This is a genomic window from Microbacterium atlanticum (genome assembly GCF_015277815.1).
Lineage (GTDB): Bacteria > Actinomycetota > Actinomycetes > Actinomycetales > Microbacteriaceae > Microbacterium > Microbacterium atlanticum.
On sequence record NZ_CP063813.1, the window covers coordinates 2,635,715 to 2,655,707 of the forward strand.

The 19,993-nt window shown below is 70.3% G+C and carries 22 protein-coding genes and 1 tRNA gene; 6 read left to right on the top strand and 17 right to left on the bottom strand.

Features of this window, described 5'->3' with window-relative positions; all coding sequences use genetic code 11:
- Positions 1–504: a 2'-5' RNA ligase family protein gene (locus IR212_RS12105; RefSeq protein WP_194396152.1), complete on the bottom strand. Its 504-nt coding sequence runs from the start codon at positions 502–504 to the stop codon at positions 1–3.
- 233 nt (positions 505–737) lie between these two features.
- On the opposite strand from IR212_RS12105, the gene IR212_RS12110 reads away from it, so the two are divergent.
- The 3 genes from IR212_RS12110 (at position 738) to IR212_RS12120 (ending at position 4,115) form a co-directional block, all read left to right on the top strand.
- Positions 738–2,471, top strand: a complete 1,734-nt coding sequence (locus IR212_RS12110; RefSeq protein ID WP_194396153.1) for an MDR family MFS transporter — start codon at positions 738–740, stop codon at positions 2,469–2,471.
- Between the two features lie 11 nt (positions 2,472–2,482).
- Positions 2,483–2,941 carry a MarR family winged helix-turn-helix transcriptional regulator gene (locus IR212_RS12115; RefSeq protein ID WP_194396154.1) on the top strand — a complete coding sequence of 153 codons (459 nt, stop codon included), beginning with the start codon at positions 2,483–2,485 and terminating at the stop codon, positions 2,939–2,941.
- Between the two features lie 148 nt (positions 2,942–3,089).
- The gene (locus tag IR212_RS12120) at positions 3,090–4,115 is read left to right on the top strand and encodes an NADP-dependent oxidoreductase (protein WP_194396155.1); all 1,026 of its coding nucleotides are present in this window, start codon (positions 3,090–3,092) and stop codon (positions 4,113–4,115) included.
- Positions 4,116–4,117: 2 nt separating this feature from the next.
- On the opposite strand, the gene IR212_RS12125 is transcribed toward IR212_RS12120, so the two are convergent.
- Positions 4,118–5,011, bottom strand: a complete 894-nt coding sequence (locus tag IR212_RS12125) for a LysR family transcriptional regulator ArgP (RefSeq protein ID WP_194396156.1) — start codon at positions 5,009–5,011, stop codon at positions 4,118–4,120.
- Between the two features lie 14 nt (positions 5,012–5,025).
- Here IR212_RS12125 and lysE point away from each other — a divergent pair, with 14 nt between their 5' ends.
- A complete protein-coding gene (gene lysE / locus IR212_RS12130; RefSeq protein ID WP_194396157.1) occupies positions 5,026–5,784 on the top strand; it encodes an L-lysine exporter in 759 nt (252 codons plus the stop codon).
- Between the two features lie 35 nt (positions 5,785–5,819).
- On the opposite strand, the gene IR212_RS12135 is transcribed toward lysE, so the two are convergent.
- Entirely contained in the window at positions 5,820–6,173 is a 354-nt protein-coding gene (locus IR212_RS12135) for an iron chaperone (RefSeq protein ID WP_194396158.1), read from the bottom strand.
- A gap of 60 nt (positions 6,174–6,233) precedes the next feature.
- On the opposite strand from IR212_RS12135, the gene IR212_RS12140 reads away from it, so the two are divergent.
- Positions 6,234–6,509 carry an acylphosphatase gene (locus tag IR212_RS12140; protein WP_194396159.1) on the top strand — a complete coding sequence of 92 codons (276 nt, stop codon included), beginning with the start codon at positions 6,234–6,236 and terminating at the stop codon, positions 6,507–6,509.
- Between the two features lie 7 nt (positions 6,510–6,516).
- Here IR212_RS12140 and IR212_RS12145 read toward each other — a convergent pair whose 3' ends face one another.
- The 10 genes from IR212_RS12145 to IR212_RS12190 all read right to left on the bottom strand — a co-directional run bounded on the left by IR212_RS12145 (position 6,517) and on the right by IR212_RS12190 (position 13,808).
- Positions 6,517–7,338 (bottom strand): amino acid ABC transporter ATP-binding protein, encoded by an 822-nt coding sequence (locus tag IR212_RS12145; protein WP_273542096.1) that lies wholly within the window; start codon positions 7,336–7,338, stop codon positions 6,517–6,519.
- Entirely contained in the window at positions 7,325–7,993 is a 669-nt protein-coding gene (locus IR212_RS12150) for an amino acid ABC transporter permease (protein WP_194396160.1), read from the bottom strand. Before IR212_RS12150 ends, IR212_RS12145 begins: the two co-directional genes overlap by 14 nt.
- 69 nt (positions 7,994–8,062) lie before the next feature.
- A complete protein-coding gene (locus tag IR212_RS12155) occupies positions 8,063–8,866 on the bottom strand; it encodes an amino acid ABC transporter substrate-binding protein (protein ID WP_194396161.1) in 804 nt (267 codons plus the stop codon).
- Positions 8,867–8,974: 108 nt separating this feature from the next.
- Positions 8,975–10,042: an NAD(P)H-dependent flavin oxidoreductase gene (locus IR212_RS12160; protein WP_194396162.1), complete on the bottom strand. Its 1,068-nt coding sequence runs from the start codon at positions 10,040–10,042 to the stop codon at positions 8,975–8,977.
- A gap of 144 nt (positions 10,043–10,186) precedes the next feature.
- On the bottom strand, positions 10,187–10,879 hold the full coding sequence (rplA, locus tag IR212_RS12165; protein WP_194396163.1) for a 50S ribosomal protein L1: 693 nt from the start codon (positions 10,877–10,879) through the stop codon (positions 10,187–10,189).
- Between the two features lie 14 nt (positions 10,880–10,893).
- Positions 10,894–11,325 carry a 50S ribosomal protein L11 gene (gene rplK / locus IR212_RS12170; protein ID WP_144806088.1) on the bottom strand — a complete coding sequence of 144 codons (432 nt, stop codon included), beginning with the start codon at positions 11,323–11,325 and terminating at the stop codon, positions 10,894–10,896.
- 208 nt (positions 11,326–11,533) lie between these two features.
- On the bottom strand, positions 11,534–12,655 hold the full coding sequence (nusG, locus tag IR212_RS12175; RefSeq protein ID WP_194396164.1) for a transcription termination/antitermination protein NusG: 1,122 nt from the start codon (positions 12,653–12,655) through the stop codon (positions 11,534–11,536).
- Positions 12,656–12,733: 78 nt separating this feature from the next.
- The gene (gene secE, locus IR212_RS12180; RefSeq protein ID WP_194398665.1) at positions 12,734–13,006 is read right to left on the bottom strand and encodes a preprotein translocase subunit SecE; all 273 of its coding nucleotides are present in this window, start codon (positions 13,004–13,006) and stop codon (positions 12,734–12,736) included.
- Between the two features lie 105 nt (positions 13,007–13,111).
- A tRNA-Trp gene (locus IR212_RS12185) sits at positions 13,112–13,184 on the bottom strand.
- A gap of 186 nt (positions 13,185–13,370) precedes the next feature.
- On the bottom strand, positions 13,371–13,808 hold the full coding sequence (locus IR212_RS12190) for a pyridoxamine 5'-phosphate oxidase family protein (RefSeq protein ID WP_194396165.1): 438 nt from the start codon (positions 13,806–13,808) through the stop codon (positions 13,371–13,373).
- Positions 13,809–13,872: 64 nt separating this feature from the next.
- Between IR212_RS12190 and IR212_RS12195 the strand changes: the two genes are divergently transcribed.
- On the top strand, positions 13,873–14,496 hold the full coding sequence (locus IR212_RS12195) for a hypothetical protein (protein WP_194396166.1): 624 nt from the start codon (positions 13,873–13,875) through the stop codon (positions 14,494–14,496).
- Between the two features lie 120 nt (positions 14,497–14,616).
- Here IR212_RS12195 and IR212_RS12200 read toward each other — a convergent pair whose 3' ends face one another.
- The 4 genes from IR212_RS12200 to IR212_RS12215 are packed head-to-tail and all read right to left on the bottom strand — an operon-like array spanning position 14,617 to position 19,871.
- The gene (locus IR212_RS12200; protein WP_194396167.1) at positions 14,617–15,981 is read right to left on the bottom strand and encodes an NAD-dependent succinate-semialdehyde dehydrogenase; all 1,365 of its coding nucleotides are present in this window, start codon (positions 15,979–15,981) and stop codon (positions 14,617–14,619) included.
- A gap of 40 nt (positions 15,982–16,021) precedes the next feature.
- Positions 16,022–17,584, bottom strand: a complete 1,563-nt coding sequence (locus tag IR212_RS12205) for an APC family permease (RefSeq protein WP_194396168.1) — start codon at positions 17,582–17,584, stop codon at positions 16,022–16,024.
- Positions 17,581–18,495, bottom strand: coding sequence for a universal stress protein (locus tag IR212_RS12210; RefSeq protein WP_194396169.1), 915 nt, complete (start codon positions 18,493–18,495; stop codon positions 17,581–17,583). Before IR212_RS12210 ends, IR212_RS12205 begins: the two co-directional genes overlap by 4 nt.
- A complete protein-coding gene (locus tag IR212_RS12215; RefSeq protein WP_194396170.1) occupies positions 18,492–19,871 on the bottom strand; it encodes a flavin monoamine oxidase family protein in 1,380 nt (459 codons plus the stop codon). The genes IR212_RS12210 and IR212_RS12215 overlap by 4 nt, the downstream gene beginning before the upstream one ends.
- Positions 19,872–19,993: the final 122 nt, after the last annotated feature.

The following is a 19,993-nucleotide window of genomic DNA, read 5'->3' on the forward strand; positions in this document are numbered from 1 at the left end:
TCAGCGAAGGGTCGTGATGAGGCGGGTGGAGGCATCCCACACCCGCAATCCCACCGCCTGGCCCACGATGTGCGGAGCCGTGATGTGGCGCATCGCGGTCGCGAGCCGCTCGGCGGTGAGCCCTCGGGCCAGGGTCATGTGGGGAGTCCACCGGTCGATGCCGGTGTTCGAGTAGTGCGGCTCGGGTCTTCCCGCGAGCTCCGCGACCGCCCGGTGGATCGCCAGCAGCGGCGCGCTGACCACGACGTGGCGCGCCAGCACGTACCGGTTCTTGTGTCCGAGCAGCACGACGCCGCCGAGCTCCACCGCGACCGGGAGCATGTCGGCGACGGCGGCGAACGCGGACGGCTCGAGCGCATCCCGCACGGCCAGCGTGATGTGCGGCCGGTTGCTCGGCGCGGGGTTGCGCCCCGAGCTCGGCAGATCGGCCGCGAGGAGCCGATCCCAGTCCTCGCGCACCGTGCGGTCCACCTGCTCGTCCGGCAGCAATTCGACGCTGAACACGTTCTCATCCTCGTGCCTATGCCACGCGCGGGCTCCGTGCCCGCCGGTACCACCGCAAGCGCGGGGACGGATGCCGCTGCCGACGAGCGCAGTCGGATCCAGCCGTGTCCGGCGTTTAGTTGATCGAGATCAACGACATTGCTATAGTTGATTCACATCAACTATTCACGTGTACGCAGAGTGACGGCCACGCGCGGCCGCGATGCGCCGCCACGTTGCACGCAAGGATCTCCATGACTTCGACCAACCCCGCGACGGGTACCGTCGCCGCCGGAGACAAGCGCCGCCACCGTCAGGTGCTGCAGGCGCTCACCGGCCTTCTCCTCGGCATGTTCGTGTCGATGCTCGCCTCGACCGTGGTGTCGACCTCGCTCCCGGTCATCGTCCACGATCTCGGCGGCGACCAGGCGGCCTTCACGTGGGTCGTCACCGCGACGCTGCTCACCACCGCGATCTCGACCCCGGTCTGGGGGAAGCTCGCCGACCTCTTCAACCGCAAGCTGCTCATCCAGCTCGCCATCGTGCTGTTCGTGCTCGCCACCGCGGCCGCCGGGTTCGCGCAGGACACGGCGACGCTCATCGCCTTCCGCGCGGTGCAGGGCATCGGCGCGGGCGGCCTCGCCGCGCTCAGCCAGGTCATCATGGCCGACATCATCAGCCCTCGCGAGCGGGGCCGCTACATGGGCCTGTTCGGGGCGGTCATGGCCGTCGCCACCGTCGGCGGCCCACTCCTGGGCGGCTTCATCACCGACACGATCACCTGGCGCTGGAACTTCTTCATCGCCCTGCCGTTCGCGGTCGCCGCTCTCGTCATCATGCAGCGCACCCTGCACCCGCCGGCCCGCCCGAAGCAGAAGGCGAGGATTGACTACCTCGGCATCGTGCTCCTGTCGGCGGCCGTGTCGCTGCTGCTGATCTGGATCACGGGCGCCGGCAAGGACGACGACTGGTGGAGCACCGAGACGATTCTCATGGTGGGCGGCGCCCTCCTGGCCGGTGCGCTCTTCGTCGTCGTCGAGCTGCGCTCGGCGGAGCCGCTGGTGCCGCTGACGCTGTTCCGCGATCGCACCTTCACACTGGCCGTCGTGGCCTCGATCTCCATCGGCATTGCCATGTTCGGCACGTCGGTGTTCCTCAGCCAGTACATGCAGCTGGCCCGCGGCGCGACCCCGACCGAGGCGGGACTGATGACCATCCCGATGATCGGAGGGCTGCTGATCGCGTCGATCGCGATCGGCGGACTGGTGACCCGTTACGGGCTCTGGAAGCCGTACCTCATCCTGGGCGGCGTGCTGCTGATCGCGGGATCGTTCCTCCTGTCGACGATCCACTACGACACGAACTTCGCACTCGTCTCGCTGTACATGTTCCTGCTCGGCGCGGGCGTCGGCATGACGATGCAGAATCTCGTGCTGATCGTGCAGAACACCGCGAAGCCGACCCAGATCGGCGTCGCGAGCTCGGGCGTGACCTTCTTCCGCAGCCTCGGCGGCACGATCGGCGTGTCGGTGATGGGTGCCGTGCTCGCGGCCTCGGCGACCGACCTGTTCATCCAGCGCAAGGACGACATCCTCGCTGCGCTCGCGCCGCTCGGGGCGAGGGGCGCCGCCGTCGGAGAGCAGCTCCGGTCGGGCACCATCCCGCAGGTGTCAGCCCTCCCCGAGGCCGTTCGCGTGATCGTCGAGGACATCTACGCCCAGGCGATCGCCCACTCGTTCCTCATCGCGGTGCCACTGGCCGTGGTGAGCCTCGTCGCGATCGCCTTCCTGCCGAACGTGCCGCTCACCCGCATGACGACGAGCGAACGCGCGCAGGCGAGCGAGGCCGACCTCGCCACGGTGTCGACAGCCGGCGGCATGAACGCCCTCACCGCCACGGCGAGCGCGGACGGGGATGCCGCCACCGGCGCCGCCGGGGACGCCGAGGGGTCGCTCCCGCAGGCGGACGAGGCATCCGTCCGCCGCTAATGTCGATCACGATGAGCACCCCAGACACCCGAGCGGCGCGCACCGAGGCGGTGCGCGCCCTCGAGGCGGAGTTCGGAGAGCTGATCAGCCGCTTCCGCCGTGTCATCAGCGAGAACGCGAACCGGCTGAGCCCGGGCATGCTGCCCGCTGCGTACAAGGTGTTCACCACGATCGTCCGACGGCCGGGGATCACGACGTCCGCACTCGCCGAGACCCTCCTGGCCGACAAGGGACAGATCAGCCGCACCGTGCGCGAGCTCGAGCAGCTGGGCCTCATACAGCGCACGCCCGACCCCGATGACGGCAGGTCCCACCAGCTCTCGCCGACCGCCTTCGGGCTGGAGCGCCTCGCCGAGGCGCGCGCTCCGCACGAGAGCGCCCTGGTCGACGCACTCGAGGAATGGCCTCTGGAGGACATCCGCAACCTCACGCGGCTGCTGCACGCCCTCACCGCGGGCGAGACACCCTAGCGTGCGGGCATTCGGACGCCCACCCGTCCGGCGGGCCTGCCGCTGGGCTTAGCACCGGCGTAACACGGGCGAGACGTGGGCGAGGTTGACTGGTGTCACCGGGATGGAATCTCGTGCCGACGACGGCACGCCCGCGGAAGGAGTGACGATGAGGATCCGGCCGCTGCGATCGACGCCCGAAGCCCCGCTCACCGAGGTGACCGCACCCCCGGACGCCATGCGGGCGATGGTCGTGGACGCGCCGGGCGCGCCCGACGCGCTGCGTGAGGCATCCGTACCCGTCCCCTCCCCCGTGCTCAGCGAACTGCTCGTGCGCGTGGTCGCAGCCGGCGTGAACCCCATCGACGCCAAGACGCGCTCGGGCGCCGGCGTGTCGGCCGCGATCGGCTCGTTCCCCGCCACGCTGGGCTACGACTTCAGCGGCATCGTCGTGAAGAGCCCGTACGAGTCGCATCCCTTCCCGCCGGGCACCGAGGTGTTCGGCATGGCGGCCTTCCCCCGCACCCCCGGCGCCTACGCCGAGTACGTCGTCGCCCCGACGCTGTCGGTCGCGCGCAAGCCGTCCTCACTGTCGCATGTCGAGGCGGCGGGGGTCCCGCTGGCGGCGCTGACGGCCTGGGGGCTCGTGGTCGAGACTGCCCATGCGCACGAGGGGCAGCGGGTGCTGATCCACGCCGGCAGCGGCGGGGTGGGGCACTTCGCGGTGCAGTTCGCCGCCTACTTCGGGGCGCACGTGACGGTGACGACCTCGGCCCGCAACGCCTCCTGGCTCCGCGAGCTCGGGGCGGCCGTCGTCATCGACTACACGACCACGCGCTTCGAGGAGGTGGTGGCCGAGGTCGACGTCGTGATCGACCTGGTCGGGAACGTCTCGGGCGACACCGGCACGCGCTCGCTCGCGGCGCTGCGCCCGGGCGGCCTCTACGTCCTGGTCCCGACCGGTTCGTGGCCCGGCTACGCCGCGGCGGCCGCTGCGGTCGGCGTCCGCGCGACGTCGTATAAGGTGATCCCCGACGGCGGATCGCTAGCCACGATCGCCCGCCTGCTGGACTCCGGGGCGGTGCAGGTCTACATCGAGCGGGTGTACGAGCTGCCGGAGGCCGCCGCGGCGCACCGCGCGATCGAGGCCGGGCACACCCGCGGCAAGCTCGTCCTCCGCATGAGCGACGGCTGAGCTCACGGCACGGGGGCGAGCACCCGGCGACCCTCGGCGACGATCGCCTCGGCGATGGCGTCCAGCAGCGGGGATCGGAGATTCCACTGCTGCCAGTGCAGGACGACGTCCACCCCCGGCCCGCCGAGCAGCACGAGCTCGCCGCGGTCGAGCGCGGCGTGCGACTGGAAGCGCGGCAGCATCGCCCAGCCGAGGCCGAGTCGCACCGCCGTGGCGAAATCGTTCGACGCCGGAACGTAGTGACGCGGCGGGCGTGCGGGGTCGACGCCTTGTGCCGTCAGCCACTCGTTCTGGAGGTCGTCGCGGCGGTCGAAGTCGACCACGGGTGCTGCGGCGAGGGCAGCGGAGCGGTCGCCGGTCAGCCAGCGTTCCGCGAAGGTCGGCGTGGCGACGGCCTCGTACCGCATGGCGCCCAGCACGGATGCGCGGCAGCCCGGCACTGGCGCGGCTCGCGAGGTCACCGCGCCCATCACCGTCCCCGACTCCAGCAGGCCGGCCGTGAAGTCCTGGTCGTCGCGGTGCAGGTCGAAGACGACCGGATGCCGCTGCGAGAGGCGGGCGAGCGGCTCGAGGAACCACGTCGCCAGGGAGTCGGCATTGACCGCCAGGGGCACGCTCGCGAGCGCCGTGTCACCCGGATCCCCGCCGAGCTCGGCGAGTGCATCGTGCTCGAGCAGCGTCGTCTGTCGAGCCAGGCGGATCACCGTCCGTCCGGCCTCGGTGGGCCGCGCGGGCTTCGACCGCACCAGCAGCAGTCGGCCGAGCTGCTCCTCGAGCGCCTTCACCCGCTGGCTGACGGCGGAAGGCGTCAGATGGAGGCGCCGGGCCGCGGCGTCGAGCGTGCCCTCGTCGACGACGACGGCCAGGGTCTGTGCCAGTTCGAACGGGATGCGCATCGTAAGTGCTGCTGATGCTACTGAAGAACCGTGAGCTGGACTACACGTCGGCGGGTTCGTACCGTCGAAGCGTGCTCTCCCCGCTCGTCGCCGGCCTCGGTCTCGGCTTCTCGCTCATCATCGCCATCGGCGCGCAGAACCTCTTCGTGCTCCGCCAAGGCATGCGCCGCGAGCACGTGCTGGCGGTGGCGACCGTGTGCGCCGTCTCCGACGCGCTCCTCATCGCGCTGGGTGTATCAGGAATCGGTCTCGTGCTTCAGGCTGTGCCGTGGCTGGTCGACGTCGTCCGGTGGGCGGGCGCGACGTTCCTGGTCACCTACGGCGTGCTCGCGGCGCGGCGCGCATGGCGTCCGTCCGGCCGTGCGCTGGGCGGCGCCGACCCGACCCCGACCCCTCCGTCGGCCGGGAGCGACCCTGACGCCGGATCAGGCGCCGAGTCGCCGGCATCCGTCTCCGCCCGCACGACGACCGCCGCCCCCCGCACGCGGCTGAGAGTCGTGCTTCTCACCTGCCTCGCGTTGACGTGGCTCAACCCCCACGTCTACCTCGACACGGTGTTCCTGCTCGGCGGAGTCGCGAACACGCACGGCGATCAGCGCTGGCTGTTCGCCGCCGGCGCCATGGCCGCCAGCGTGATCTGGTTCTTCGGTCTCGCCGTCGGCGCGCGGCTGCTCGGCCGCTGGCTCTCGACACCGCGCGCGTGGCGCATCCTGGACGCCGTGATCGCGGTCGTCATGATCGCACTGGGCGTGGGCCTCGTGCTGCCGCACTGAGCGGTCCGCGTCGAAGATGCGTCGTCACGCCCGCGTCAGCCGTCGATCTCTTCCTTCCGGGCGACGACCATCGCCCGCACCACCTCATCCGGAAGCGGATGCTCCGGCTGGAACCGGATCGTGCCCTTCTCCAGGCCGATGCCCGGGTGATCCGCGAGGGCGCCGGCGACGGCGGTGACGGCGGCCGGACTGAAGGGGTACACACCGATGTGCTTCTTCGCGCGCATGACCGAGACCAGCGGCTTGCCGCGGTACACCAGCGCCGGCATCCCGTAGCCGGAGCCCTGCTCCGACTCGGGCACCTCCTCCCGGGCGATCGCGTAGATCCGCTCGATCGAGGGTCGGTCGGCGCGGTCGAGCTCCTCCAGCAGATCGTCCACCGTTCCCATGCAGGCATCCTTGCATCGCCCCCTCCCCCGCTCCACCCCCGGGCAGGGCACGATGGACGCATGAGACGCGTGCACGTGACGGTCCGCGGCGAGGTGCAGGGCGTGGGCTACCGGTACACCCTGCGCATGGTCGCGCGCGAAGCGGGTGTCGCCGGCTGGGTGCGCAACCGGCACGACGGCTCCGTCGAGGCCGAGGTCGAGGGCACTCCCGGTCAGGTCGACGAGGTGCTCGCGTGGATGGCCGAGGGACCCCCGGGTTCGCTCGTGGAGTCGGCGACGGTGACGGATGCCGCCCCCACCGGTGAGCGCGGCTTCGAGGTGCGACCGACCGGCTGACGGCCGGTCACTCCTCTTCGAACGGGCGCAGCAGGCGATGGACGAATCGCCGCGTGCGCTCGTGCCGGGGGTCCGTGAACAGCTCCTTGGGCGCGCCGCGTTCCACGACGACGCCCCCGTCGAAGAACAGCACCTCATCGGCGACCTGACGGGCGAACGCCAGCTCGTGGGTGACGATGAGCATCGTCCATCCCTCTTCCGCGAGCTCCTTGAGCACGAGCAGCACCTCGCCGACCAGCTCGGAGTCCAGCGCGCTCGTGGGCTCGTCGAAGAGGAGCAGCGAGGGCTGCAGCGCGAGCGCGCGGACGATCCCGACGCGCTGCTGCTGACCGCCGGACAGCTCGAACGGGTAGGCGTCGCGCTTCTCGCTCAGCCCCACCCGCTCGAGCAGGGCCTCCGCGCGGGCGACCGCCTCGGCCTTCGGCACGCCGTGCGCGTACACCGGCCCCTCGATCACGTTCTGCAGCACCGTCCGATGGGGGAAGAGGTTGTGGTGCTGGAAGACCATGGCCGAACGGTCGCGCAGCGCGATGCGGTCCGCTTTCGACACCGGCTGGGCGAAGTCCACCCTCGGTCCTTCGGCGAACGACACGGTGCCGGCCTCTGGGGTCTCGAGGCCGTTGAGCGACCGGAGCACGGTCGTCTTGCCCGAGCCGCTCGGACCGATGAGCACGACGACCTCACCGCGGCGCACCTCGAGATCCACGCCGTCGAGGACGCGATTGTCGCCGAAGCTCTTCGTCAGCCCGGTGACCGTCAACAGCGGCCGGTCGTCGGCCGGCGAAGGTGGAGCGAGGGCGTCGTCGTGCGAGGGGTCAATGGGCGACATAGCGGTCGAGCCTCCGTTCGAGCGCGCTCTGTCCGGTGGAGAGCACCAGGCAGATCAGCCAGTAGATGAGGGCCGCCTCGAGGTAGATCGGGAGCACCTCGAACGAGAACGCGGCGATCTGCTGCGCCTGGCGGAACATCTCGGTGACCAGGATCGTGGACGCCAGCGAGGTGTCCTTGACCAGCGAGATGAAGGTGTTCGACAGGGGCGGCACCGAGACGCGGGCCGCCTGCGGCAGCACGATCCTGGTGAGGGTGCGGGTCTGCGAGTAGCCGACGGTGTGCGCGGCCTCCCACTGCCCCTTCGGGACGGAGAGGATCGCCGCTCGGACGATCTCAGCGGCGTACCCGCCGACGTTGAGCGAGAAGGCGATGATCGCCGCCGGCCACGGGTCGATGACGACCCCGACCGACGGCATCCCGTAGAAGATGACGAAGAGCTGCACGAGCAGCGGCGTGCCGCGGATCACCGAGACGTAGAAGCGCCCGATGTTCGACAGCACGCGGTTACGCGACAGCCGCAGCAGCGCGACCGCCACGGCGATCACCATGCCGAGCGCGAACGAGGCGAGGGCGAGCGGGATCGTGCCGGTGATCGCGGCCAGCAGCAGCGGCCAGAACGAATCGACGAGCAGTGACCAGATGCTTTCGTCCATGGGCTCTCCTCCTGCGCGGCAGAGAGCCGCCGCCCGCCCACGGTAGGGCGAGCGGCGGCTCGGCGGCTACTACTCGGTGACGTCGGCGCCGAAGTACTTCTCGCTGATGTCGGCGAGCACGCCCTCCTCGCGCAGCTCCGCGAGCGCGCCGTCGATGGCCTCGACGAGCGCCTCCTTGTCCTGCGTGAGCGCGAAGGCGCTGAGGCCCGGTTCGTCGGTCTCGGCGGCGATCTTCAGCCCCGTGGGTCCTTCGGTGTTCTCGTAGTCGAGGAAGGTGAGGCTGTCGTTGATGGTGGCGTCCACGCGGCCCTGCTCCAGCAGCGCGACGGCCTGCGCCCATCCCTCGACGGCCTGGACGGTGGCGCCGCTGGACTGGGCGAGCTCGTACCAGTTGCTCGTGAGCGACTGCGCGGTGGTCTTGCCCGCGAGGTCGTCGAAGCTCGAGATGGAGTCGTCGTCCTCCGGGACGACGATCACGCCGGGCGACACGGTGTACGGCGCGCTGAAGAGGTACTTCTCCTCGCGCTCCGGGTTGATCGACACCTGATTGGCGATGACGTCGAAGCGCCCGGCGTCGAGGCCGGCGAAGATCGCGTCCCACTGCGTCTCCTCGAACTGGATCTCGAGGCCGAGCTTGTCGGCGACGGCCTCGGCGATCTCGACGTCGAAGCCGACGAGGTCGCCCGACTCGTCGTGGTAGCTGAAGGGCCGGTAGGTGCCCTCGGTGGCGACGGTGAGCGTGCCCGCGGACACGAGACCGAGGTCGTCGCCCTCGCCCGAGGCGGCGGGAGCTGCGGAGCCGCTGCTGCAGGCGGTGAGTGCGAGGGCGGCGGCGGCGGTGAGTGCGAGCGCGGTGATACGGCGGCGTGACATGGGGTGCTGTTCCTGGTGGGGTGTCGGTGCGAAGGAGCGCGCGGGGTGTGTGCGCGTCTCCTGGGGTCTTCCAGTACAACACGCACGACGGCGGGGAATTTCCTCGCGTTACGCCGGATTGCCGCGGGTGTGCCCGGGAACGCCGGCGACGAGCTCGGCGAACACCTCGTCCGCGTCGTCGCTCGGCGCGAGCGCGGCGGCCTGCCCGGCCCAGAGCGACACCAGCTCGCCCTCGCCCCGTCGGCCCGCCTCCGCGCGGAACTGCCCCGTGAGCCAGTTCTGCGCCGGGAAGGGAGCGATGACGCCGGCGGTCTCGAGGACGCGCATGGCGCGGTTCGGGATGCCGCGTGCGAGGCGCCCGCTCATCGCCCGGGTGAGCACGGTTCCGGTGTCGGTCGCGGCCGCGAGCGCGTTGCGGTGGGCCGCGGTCGCGGCGGACTGGCGCGTCCGCAGGAAGGCGGAGCCCACCTGCGCCCCGGAGGCGCCCAGCGCGAACGCCGCTGCCACGCCGCGGCGGTCGGCGATGCCGCCGGCAGCGATCACCGGCACCCCCACCGCGTCCACCACCTGCGGCACGAGCGCGAAGGTGCCCACGAGCGACTGCTCGGCCGGACGCAGGAACGACACCCGGTGACCTCCGGCCTCCGCGCCGGTGGCGACGACCGCGTCCACTCCTGCCGCCTCCAGCGCGACGGCTTCGGCGACGCTGGTGGCGGTGCCGATGAGGCGGATGCCACGGCTGTGCGCGGCCGCCACCAGCCGGTCGGAGGGCACGCCGAAGACGACGCTGAGCACGGCGGGCGCGGCATCCAGCACCGCCGTCAGCTGCGCATCGACGTCGGGCAGGAACTCGACCGGCGGCGCGGGATGGGCCAGGCCCAGCTCGTCGAAGAGCGGCGCCGCACCCTCGATCGCCGGCCCGAGGTCGACCTCACCCGGGGTGACCTCGTCACCCGTCGGCAGCCACAGGTTGACCGCGAAGGGTCGGGGCGTCGCGGAGCGGAGGGCGGCGATGGTGTCGCTGATCCGGTCGGCGGAGTAGCCGTACAGCCCGTACGAGCCCAGGCCGCCGGCGTCACTCACCGCGGCGGTGAGCTCGATGGACGAGAGCCCGCCGAACGGCCCGAGCACGATGGGCGCGTCGATGCCGAACAGGTCCTGGAGCGTGGCGGCCATGACTCGACGCTACTCCCGGCCGTTCGAGTCGCGCACTCTGCGCTTCGGGGGTTGCCGTCGGGTGCGAACTGCGATGGGAGACCGGCCCCACCGACGACGAAGGCCGCACCCCGGGAGGGGGTGCGGCCTTCGACTGTCGCAGCGTCAGACGAGCGCGTTGACGTCCAGCGGGATGCCGGGGCCGAACGTGGTCGACACGGCGCCCTTCTGGATGTAGCGGCCCTTCGAGCTCGACGGCTTCAGGCGCACGATCTCCTCGAGCGCGGCCTTGAGGTTCTCGTCGAGCTGGTCGGCCGAGAACGACGCCTTGCCGACGACGAAGTGCACGTTGGCGTGCTTGTCGACGCGGAACTCGATCTTTCCGCCCTTGATCTCCTCGACGGCCTTGGCCGGGTTCGGGGTCACCGTGCCGGTCTTGGGGTTCGGCATGAGGCCGCGGGGGCCCAGCACCTTGCCCAGGCGACCGACCTGGCCCATGAGCTCAGGCGTGGCGACGGCCGCGTCGAACGCGGTCCATCCGCCGGCGACCTTCTCGATGAGCTCGGCGCCGCCGACCTCGTCGGCGCCGGCGGCGATCGCGGCCTCAGCGGCCGGACCGGTGGCGAACACGATGACGCGAGCGGTCTTGCCGGTGCCGTGCGGGAGGATGACGGTGCCGCGCACCATCTGGTCCGCCTTGCGGGGGTCGACGGAGAGCTTGAGTGCGACCTCGACGGTCGAGTCGAACTTCGCCGAACCGGTCTCCTTCGCCAGGGCGACGGCTTCGGTCGGGGTGTAGAACTTGTCCGCCTCGATCTTGGCGGCAGCGGCCTGGAAGGCCTTGGACTTGGTTGCCATGGTTACTCTCCCCCTCAGTCCTCGACCGTGATGCCCATCGAACGGGCGGTGCCGGCGATGATCTTCGAGGCGGCCTCGAGGTCGTTCGCGTTCAGGTCGGGCTGCTTGGTCTCGGCGATCTGTCGCACCTGGTCTTTGGTGAGCTTGCCCACCTTGGTGGTGTGCGGCGTGGCCGAGCCCTTCTGCAGACCGGCGGCCTTCTTGATGAGCTCGGCGGCCGGCGGGGTCTTCAGGATGAACGTGAAGCTGCGGTCCTCGTAGACGGTGATCTCCACGGGGATGACGTTGCCGCGCTGCGACTCGGTCGCCGCGTTGTACGCCTTGCAGAACTCCATGATGTTGACGCCATGCTGACCGAGCGCGGGGCCGATCGGCGGCGCCGGGTTGGCGGCACCGGCGTTGATCTGAAGCTTGATCAGGCCGGTCACCTTCTTCTTCGGTGCCATTCCTCTTCCTTTCGTCGAACGGATGCCGGGGCATCCTGTTCTCCCGCGAATCCGGCCGTTCCGGACTGCGGTGTCTGTCGCGCGTGCTCAGCGCACGCGCAAACCTGCAGAGTCTAGCAGACGTGCGCGGTCTCGATGCGCTCGTGCCTCGCTGCTCGACCTTGCACCGACCCGCATCAACGCGGCTTCGCCGCATTGATCCGACTCGCTACAGCTTCGTGACCTGGTCGAAGCTCAGCTCGACCGGGGTCTCGCGCTCGAAGAGCGAGACGAGGACCGTGAGCTTGCCGCTCTCGGGCTTGATCTCGCTGATCGTGCCGGGCAGGCCCGCGAACGAGCCCTCCTTGATGGTGATGGTCTCGCCCACCTCGAAGTCGACCTCGGCGGGGATGGCGCGGGCCGCGGCGGCGCCGCCCTTCTTGGCCGCACCGCCCTTCGCACCGGCGACCTCCTTGACCTCGACGAGGCTCTTCAGCATGTTGAAGGCCTCCTCGAAGCGCAGCGGGGTGGGGTTGTGGGCGTTGCCGACGAAGCCGGTCACGCCGGGCGTGTGGCGCACGACCGACCAGGTGTCCTCGTTGAGCTCCATGCGGACGAGCACGTAGCCGGGGATCCGGACGCGCGTGACCATCTTGCGCTGCCCGTTCTTGATCTCGACGACGTCCTCCATCGGGACCTCGATCTGGTAGATGTCCTCCTCGACCTCGAGCGTCGACTTGCGCTGCTCGATGTTGGCCTTGACCTTGCGCTCGAAGCCGGCGTAGGAGTGGATGACGTACCACTTGCCGGGGAGGCTGCGCAGTTCGGTGCGGAACGCCTCGTACGGATCCTCGTCCTCGTCGGACTCGTCGACCTCCGGGGCTTCGGCGGCATCGGCCGGGGAGACGGATGCCTCGACCTCGTCGACGACCGACTCGGCAGCCTCGACCTCCGACACGAAGTCCTCGTCGAGCGCCGGCTCGTCCTCGTCGCCGTTCACGTCGGGGCCGTCGTAGGGCGTGACCTCGTCGGCCGCCTCGGCCTCGCGCTCGGCGACCTCCTCCGCGATGGAGTCGTTGATCACTTCGGCGGCGGCTTCGGTCTCGGCCGTCTCGTCGAGGTTGAGGGCGTCGTTCACGATGGCATCAGCCTCCGGGTCGTCGATGTCGATGTCGTCCAGGTCGCCGTCGTCCTCTGCGGAGTCGTCGACGATGTGGATCGCGAGACGCTCAGCGGGTTCGACCGAGCGCTCCTCTGCCGCCAGGACGTTGCCCTCCTGGGCTTCGTCGTCCTCCGACGACTGCTCTGCGGCGGTCGCCCAATCGGCGTCGTCGACATATCTTTCAGTCACGTGAATTCACTTCCGTTCCGTCCGCTGCCGGACCTGCGGCCGCCCGTGTCATCCACCGGCGAGCCGGGGCGCTCGAGGTCAGGCGCCGGGCACTCCGAAGACGTAGGACGTGATCCACACGAACAGCACGTCCAGGCCGTAGACGATCGCCATCATCACGACGACGAAGCCCAGCACCACCGCCGTGTACTTCAGCAGCTCCTGGCGCGTCGGTGTGACGACCTTGCGGAGCTCGGCGAAGACCTGGCGCACGAACAGGGCGATACGAGCGAAGACGTTGGGCTTCTTCTCGCGGGGCGCAGTCGTTCCCTCGGCGGGGACGACTTCGCCCTTCGGCTCGTCCTGAACCATCGATGCCACCTGATTACCTTCCGTGGGCCGACGCGGGTCGGCCGCACATTTTCTTATCAACGCGGGGCGTTGCCCACGACCGGGGACCGGTGTTGCGCTGACGCGCAGGGCGGACAGGAATCGAACCTGCAACCTGCGGTTTTGGAGACCGCTGCTCTGCCAATTGAGCTACCGCCCTAGAGACCCGGAGGTCCCGCGAAACCCGCACTCTTCCCCTCTCACCACGGCTTGAGGATCCGCGCCCGACCGGCGGGCACGGCGAAAGAATGCAGACTTCAACTGCACCATCCAGTGTACGGCATGCCCGCAGACCCCGCGAACCGCGGCCCCCGGGTGGACGTGTCGGTGGCATGGCGCGACGGCCTCAGTACTGCTGCACGCCGTAGCGGTCGGGCTCGGGCCCGCGCTCGAACGCGCGGCCTGAGATCGACGTCGCCTCGACGCGGACGTAGGTGTACTTCAGCGTCGGGATCCAGGGCTTCAGGCCCAGCCCGTCAGCGCGCTCGACGTCGGCCGACCGGTCGAGTGGATGGGCCCGTCCGCGCACGATGACGCTCCATGCCTCGGCATCGGTGTGATCGTCGACCTCGAACAGCACCTCGTCGTTGACGGTGAGCTCGAACAGCTTGCTGCCCTGGGCGGTGCGGAACAGCACGCTCTCGCCATCGACGACGTAGTTCACCGGGAAGATGTCCAGCACATCGCCCACGCGCGTGACGAGACGGCCGAGCTCCTGGCTGCGCAGGCGCTCCCAGCACTGCTCGTCGCTGAGGGCGACGACGGGGTCGTTGGTGTCTGCCATGACCCCATCCTTTCGCTTCCGTCGTCGGGGCGACACCCCCGCGTGTCGGTCTACCGTTTCCGCCATGCTTCTCGCGCAGACGCGGATCGACGAGCTGTGGGACTTCTCGGACCCGGCGGCCTCCGAGGCGCGGCTCCGCGCCGCCGTCGACAGCGAGCCGGATGCCGCGACCCGCGCCGAGCTCGAGACGCAGGTGGCCCGGGCGCTGGGTCTCCAGGGGCGGTTCGACGAGGCCGACGCCGTGCTCGACGCCGTCGACATCGAGGGCGCCGCCGTGGCGGCGCGGGCGTCACTGGAGCGCGGGCGGGTGAGGAACTCGGCAGGCGACGCCGGGGGGGCGACCGCGTACCTCCTCGCGGCGGCGGACGCGGCATCCGGTGCTGATCTGGCGTTCCTCCACGTCGACGCCCTGCACATGCTCGCCATCGCCGAGCCCGAGCAGGCGGATGCGTGGACCGCCGCTGCCTTGACGGTGCTGGACGGAGTCGACGACCCCCGCACCCTCCGCCGGCGCGTGTCGCTGCACGACAACACCGGGTGGCGGCTGTTCGACGCCGGCCGGTTCCGCGAGGCGGAGACCGCGTTCGAGCGGGCTCGGGATGCCGCGATCCGCTGGGGCACGCCGCAGCAGGTCGCCTGGGCCGACGAGGCGCTCGCCGAGGCCCGAGCCGCGCTCGCGGGCGGCTGAGCCGCCTCGGGCTGTCGCGAGTCCCTGAGCCCCGCACGGGCGCGAGACAGGGGATCCGCGCCGAAGCACCGGGCAGCGTCCCAGGTCTCGGCGCGGATCCCCTGTCTCGATGAAGCCGCGTCAGCCGGCGACGCGGATGAGCTTCTTGTTGACGAACTCGTCGGCGGCCAGGAGTCCCATCTCGCGCGCGGTGCCGGAGCGCTTGACGCCGCCGAAGGGCAGCTCCGGCGAGTCGGCGAGCACGATGTTGACGTAGACCATGCCGGCGTCGATCTTGTCGGCGACGCGCTGGGCCTGCTCGGGATCGGTCGTGTAGACGTAGGAGCCGAGGCCGAAGCTGGTGTCGTTGGCGATCTTGACCGCCTCGTCCTCATCGGCGGCCTTGTAGACCACCCCCGCCGGTCCGAACAGCTCTTCGCGGTACACGTCCATGTCGGGCGTGACACCGGTGAGGACCGTCGGCTCGTAGAAGGCGCCGTCGCGCGTGCCGCCGGCGACGAGCTTCGCGCCCTGCGCCACCGCGCGGTCCACCTGCTCCTGCAGGCGCTCGGCGGCCGCGAGGGACGACAGCGGACCGAGGACGGTGTCGTCGGCGAACGGATCGCCCATCTTCGACGCCGTCATCGCCTCGGTGAACTTCTCCAGGAACGCGTCGTACAGCCCCTCCTGCACGATGAAGCGCTTGGGGGCGTTGCACGACTGGCCGTTGTTGTCCATGCGTGCCTCCACCGCCGCGGCGACCGTGGCGTCGAGGTCGTCGGTCGACAGCACGATGAACGGGTCGGATCCGCCGAGCTCGAGCGCCACCTTCTTGAGGTTCTGGCCGGCCAGCGCGGCGACCGCCGAGCCGGCGCGCTCCGAGCCCGTCACCGACACGCCCTGGACGCGGCGGTCGGCGATGATCGTCGCGGCCTGGTCGTTGGTGGCGTACACGTTGGTGTAGACGCCGTCGCCGAGTCCGGCATCCGCGTACATCTTCTCGATGGCGGCGGCGGACTCGGGGCACTGCGGCGCGTGCTTGAGCAGGATCGTGTTGCCCACCACCACGTTGGGCGCCGCGAAGCGGGCGACCTGGTAGTACGGGAAGTTCCACGGCATGATGCCCAGGAGCACGCCCAGCGGGCTGCGACGGATCACCGCGGTGCCCTCGCCGAGGATGTCGATGGGCTGGTCGGCCGTGATCTTCTCGGCGTTGTCGGCGTAGTACTCCGTGATGTCGGCCGCGAAGTCCACCTCGGCCACGGCGGCCGACAGCGGCTTGCCCATCTCGCGCACGATGATCGCGGCGAGCTCGTCGCGGCGTTCGCGGTGGAGCTCGGCGACGCGGCGGATGCGCGCCGCGCGCTCGGCGACCGGCTGGTCCCGCCACGCGCGGTACGCGGCATCCGCTTGCGCGATCGCGGCCTCGAGGGCCTCGTCGGTGATGGTGGGATAGGTGGCCAGGGTCTCCCCCGTGGCCGGGTTGACGACGGCGTAGTCGGTCATGCTTCCTCTCCGATCGGATGGATTGGGGACAGTCTGCCCGTCAGCGGCGGGCGCGTCGAAGGCTTTCGGGTGCGTGGATACCGAGTGTCTCACCGCGGAAGAACGCCGGACGCTTGATCGCCTGCCAGATCATGATCACCACGCCCGCCAGGATGATCGTCACGCCCAGGATGAACACCAGCCCGACGCCTCCGATGCTCGATCCGCTGCCGTAGGCCGGGTCCATGGAGTCCACGAGCGTGGTGACGAACAGCACCGCGAGGATGCCGCCGCCCACGAGCGGGAACAGGAAGGTGAAGAAGAAGCTGCGGACGGAGTCGAACCACTGCTTGCGGAAGTACCAGACGCACGCGAACGCGGTGAGCCCGTAATAGAAGCAGATCATCATGCCGAGCGAGAGGATGGTGTCGGTGAGCACGTTCTCGCTGACCACGCGCATCACGGCGTAGAAGACCGACGCCACCACCGCAGAGACGATGGTCGCGAAGCCCGGCGTGAAGAACCGCGGGCTGACGCGGGCGAAGGCGCTCGGCAGCGCGCCGTAGTGGCCCATCGCCAGCAGGGTCCTGGCCGGCCCGACCGCGGTGGACTGCAGGGAGGCGGCCGAGCTGGAGAGCACCGCCAGCGACACCAGGAACGCGAGCGGACCGAGCACCGGATCGGACAGCGCGAAGAACACGTTCGCGCTGATGTCCTCGTTGCTGAGGCCCAGCGGGCCGTCACCGACGCCGGCGAACATGATGAGGCCGATCGACAGCAGGAGGTAGAGCGTCACGACGATCACCACCGTGAGCATCGCGGCGCGGCCGGGCGTCTTCTCCGGGTCCTTCGTCTCCTCGTTCATGGTGAGGACGACGTCCCAGCCCCAGAAGATGAAGATCGAGAGGGACAGCCCCGCGGCGAAGGCGCTGAACGTCGGCACCTCGAGGGGGTTGAACCACGACCACGAGAAGGCCGTGGGATCGGGGGCCTCACCGTCGACCGCCTTGACGATCGCGACGACGGCGAACAGGAGCAGGACGACGACCTGGAAGCCGACGAGCACGTACTGGAACTTCTGCGTCGTCTGCATGTCGCGGTACGACACCAGCGTCGCCCCGAGCATGAACAGCAGGCAGACCGCGACGTTGATGAAGGGGTTGAACGCGAGCTCGGCGATGTCGGGGTTGCCCGTGATCTGCGAGATCAGCAGGAAGAGGAATTCGACCGCGATGCCGGCGAGGTTCGACAGCACGATGACGGTGGCTGCGACCAGGCCCCATCCGGTCATCCACCCGATCCACGGGCCGAACGCCCGGACGCCCCACGTGAACGACGTGCCCGAGTCGGGCATCGCACGGTTGAGCTCGCGGTAGCCGAACGCCGTGAGCAGCATGGGGATGAAGCCGACGAGGATGATGGCGGGAACCTGAGTGCCCACTTCGGCCACGGTCGGGCCGAGCGACGCGGTGAGCGTGTAGGCGGGCGCGATCGTCGAGATGCCGATCACCACGGCGCCGATCACGCCGACCGCGCCGGCGCTGAGGCCCTTCTTGGACAGTCCGCCGGCGTCGGTGCCGGCGGCGAGCGGCGCCGACGCCCCGCTCTGCTGGGTTGCGCTCATGCGCGTTCTCCTTCTTCGGCGCCGCGGCGCGACGGTGCGCCGGCGCTGTGGCTGCCGTGGGTTCGGGGCACCACGATCATCGGTACGGGAAGCTCGTGCAGCATCTTCGCCGCGGTCGAGCCGAGGAAGAGCCGGCGCGGCTGCGCGAGGCGGCTGGAGCCGACCACGGCGAGCTCGCTGGGCTCCCACGACAGGTGGGACACCGCGTCTTCGATGCTGTCGCCGAGCGCGACCACCGAATCGGCCTTGATGCCCTTCGGCAGCGCGGCGCGCACGTGCACGTAGACCTCGTCGGCGTGCTGTGCGGCCGATTCGTTGCCGGCGAGGCCGGCGGGCAGGTCGAGGGCGACCAGCGACACCAGACGCAGCTCGGCGCCGGTCGCCTTGGCAAGAGCGATGCTCTCGTCCAGCAGCACGTCGGCGCCCGGGCGCAGCCCGATCGCGGCGGTGATGCGGCTGACGCCGGACGTCGGATCGATGCGGCGGGTGCCCTCCGGCGCGAGCGCCACCGGGACGTCGGCGGAGTGGAGGAGCTCGCTGGCCACGGTCCCCAGGCGGTGGCGGCCGCGCAGCCCGCCGTTGGCCGCGCCGACCACGATCAGCGAGGCGCCGTACTCGTGCGCGCTGTCGAGCAGTCCTTCGGCGAAGGACTCGGCCCGCCTCACGTGCGTCTCGTGCGCGACGCCGTCGACGACCCGCTCCGAGGCCTGGGCGAGCCACGCCTCGGCCTGCTCCTCGAGGTATCGGTCGTACGAGGCGTTGGGAGGCGTGATGACGCTGCGCTCCTCGCTGGGGAGCACGACGACGAGGTCGAGCGCGGCATCCGTCGCCCTGGCCAGGCGCACCCCGAGCGAGAGCGCGTCGGCTCCCGCATCCGTCGCGGTGTATCCGACGACGATCCGAGCGCTCATCGGCGGGCCGCCTCGACGATGTTGCCGGCGACGAGGCGACCCATGCGGATCGCGCCGTCGACGTGCTGGTAGCCGGCGCCGGCCATGTCGCTGCAGGCGAAGTGGATGGGGCCGACCGGGGTGCGCAGGTCGGCGCCGTAGCGCGCGAGTCCGCCCAGGTCGAAGCTCGCGGCGTACGCTCCGCGGGTCCACTCCTCGGCGCCCCAGTCGCTCTCGAAGTAGACCAGCGGTTCCTTCGCCTCCGGGCCGTAATAGTGCGAGAGCGACTCGAGGATGCGCTTCCTGCGCTCCTCTGCCGACACCCGGAACAGGTCGTCGGCGTTGCGATCGGAGACGAATCCGACGAGCGTGCCGCGCTCGTCGCCGTGGTTGGTGTTGTCGTACGCCTCGTGCGAGATCTCGTACGGGCTGAAGGCGGTGCCGGACAGCCCCTGCTCCCGCCAGAACGGGCGGTCGTACACGGCGTGCACCTTGATGACGAAGCCCATCGAGATGTGCTGGTGCATCTGCTGCTTGAGGCGGGGAAGCGCCGGCTGGAACTCGATCCACGGGTACAGGATCGGAGCGTGCGCGAGCACGACGAAGCGGGCGCGCACGTGGAGGCCCTGGTCGGTGACGACCCGCACCCCGGTCCCGGAGCCCGTGGACGGATCGGACCAGTGCACCTCGTTCACCGGCTGGCCGAGCAGGACGTCGTCGCCCAGACGCTCGGCGAGCAGGAGCGGGACCTGCTGCAGTCCGCCGACGACGCGCTCGTCGAGGATGAAGTCGGCGTCCACCAGGTGCGAGAAGCTGCCCGCGCTGGCGGCCATGAGCAGCGCCTGCAGCGTCGAGAACGCGTAGGCGGGCTTGGTCAGCATCGCGCCGGCGATGAACAGCGCGATGTTGTCGCGCGCCTCCTGGTCGTCGGTCTGGGCTTCCAGCCACGCCTCGAACGAGACGCGGTCGAGCTCCTCGGCATCGGGGTGCTCCCACGGCCTGTCGGGGTCGATCTCGGCGACCATGCCGTCGAGCACCTCGATGAGGCGAACGATCTCGCTCTCGGTCTCGGGCCCGACCGGGAAGATCTCGCCGGTGAAGCGCTTGAGCTCGCCGTCGCGGCCGATGTAGACCGAGTCGCCCTCGCGATAGCGGCTGTACGTCTCGAGCCCCAGCTCCGCCAGGGTCTCCTTGAGGGCGTCCTGATCGGGCGAGACCCACTGGCCGCCGACCTCCAGCATCGCCCCGTCGACGACGTCGGTCCACAGCCGCCCTCCGACGCGGTCGCGCGCCTCGAGGACGATGACAGACAGGCCCGCCTTCCTCAACTCGTTGGCGGCGGTCAGGCCGGCGGCGCCGGCGCCGACGATCACGACGTCTCGGCTCAGCTCGGTCATTCGGACTCCTTCGTCAGTCGGGTCATTCGTCTTGGTCGCCCAAACCACCTCTTCTCGCCGAATCCACCCGGTTCTGCGCGACCATCACGGGTGGTCTCGCCGAGAAGGGGTGGTTCGGGCGA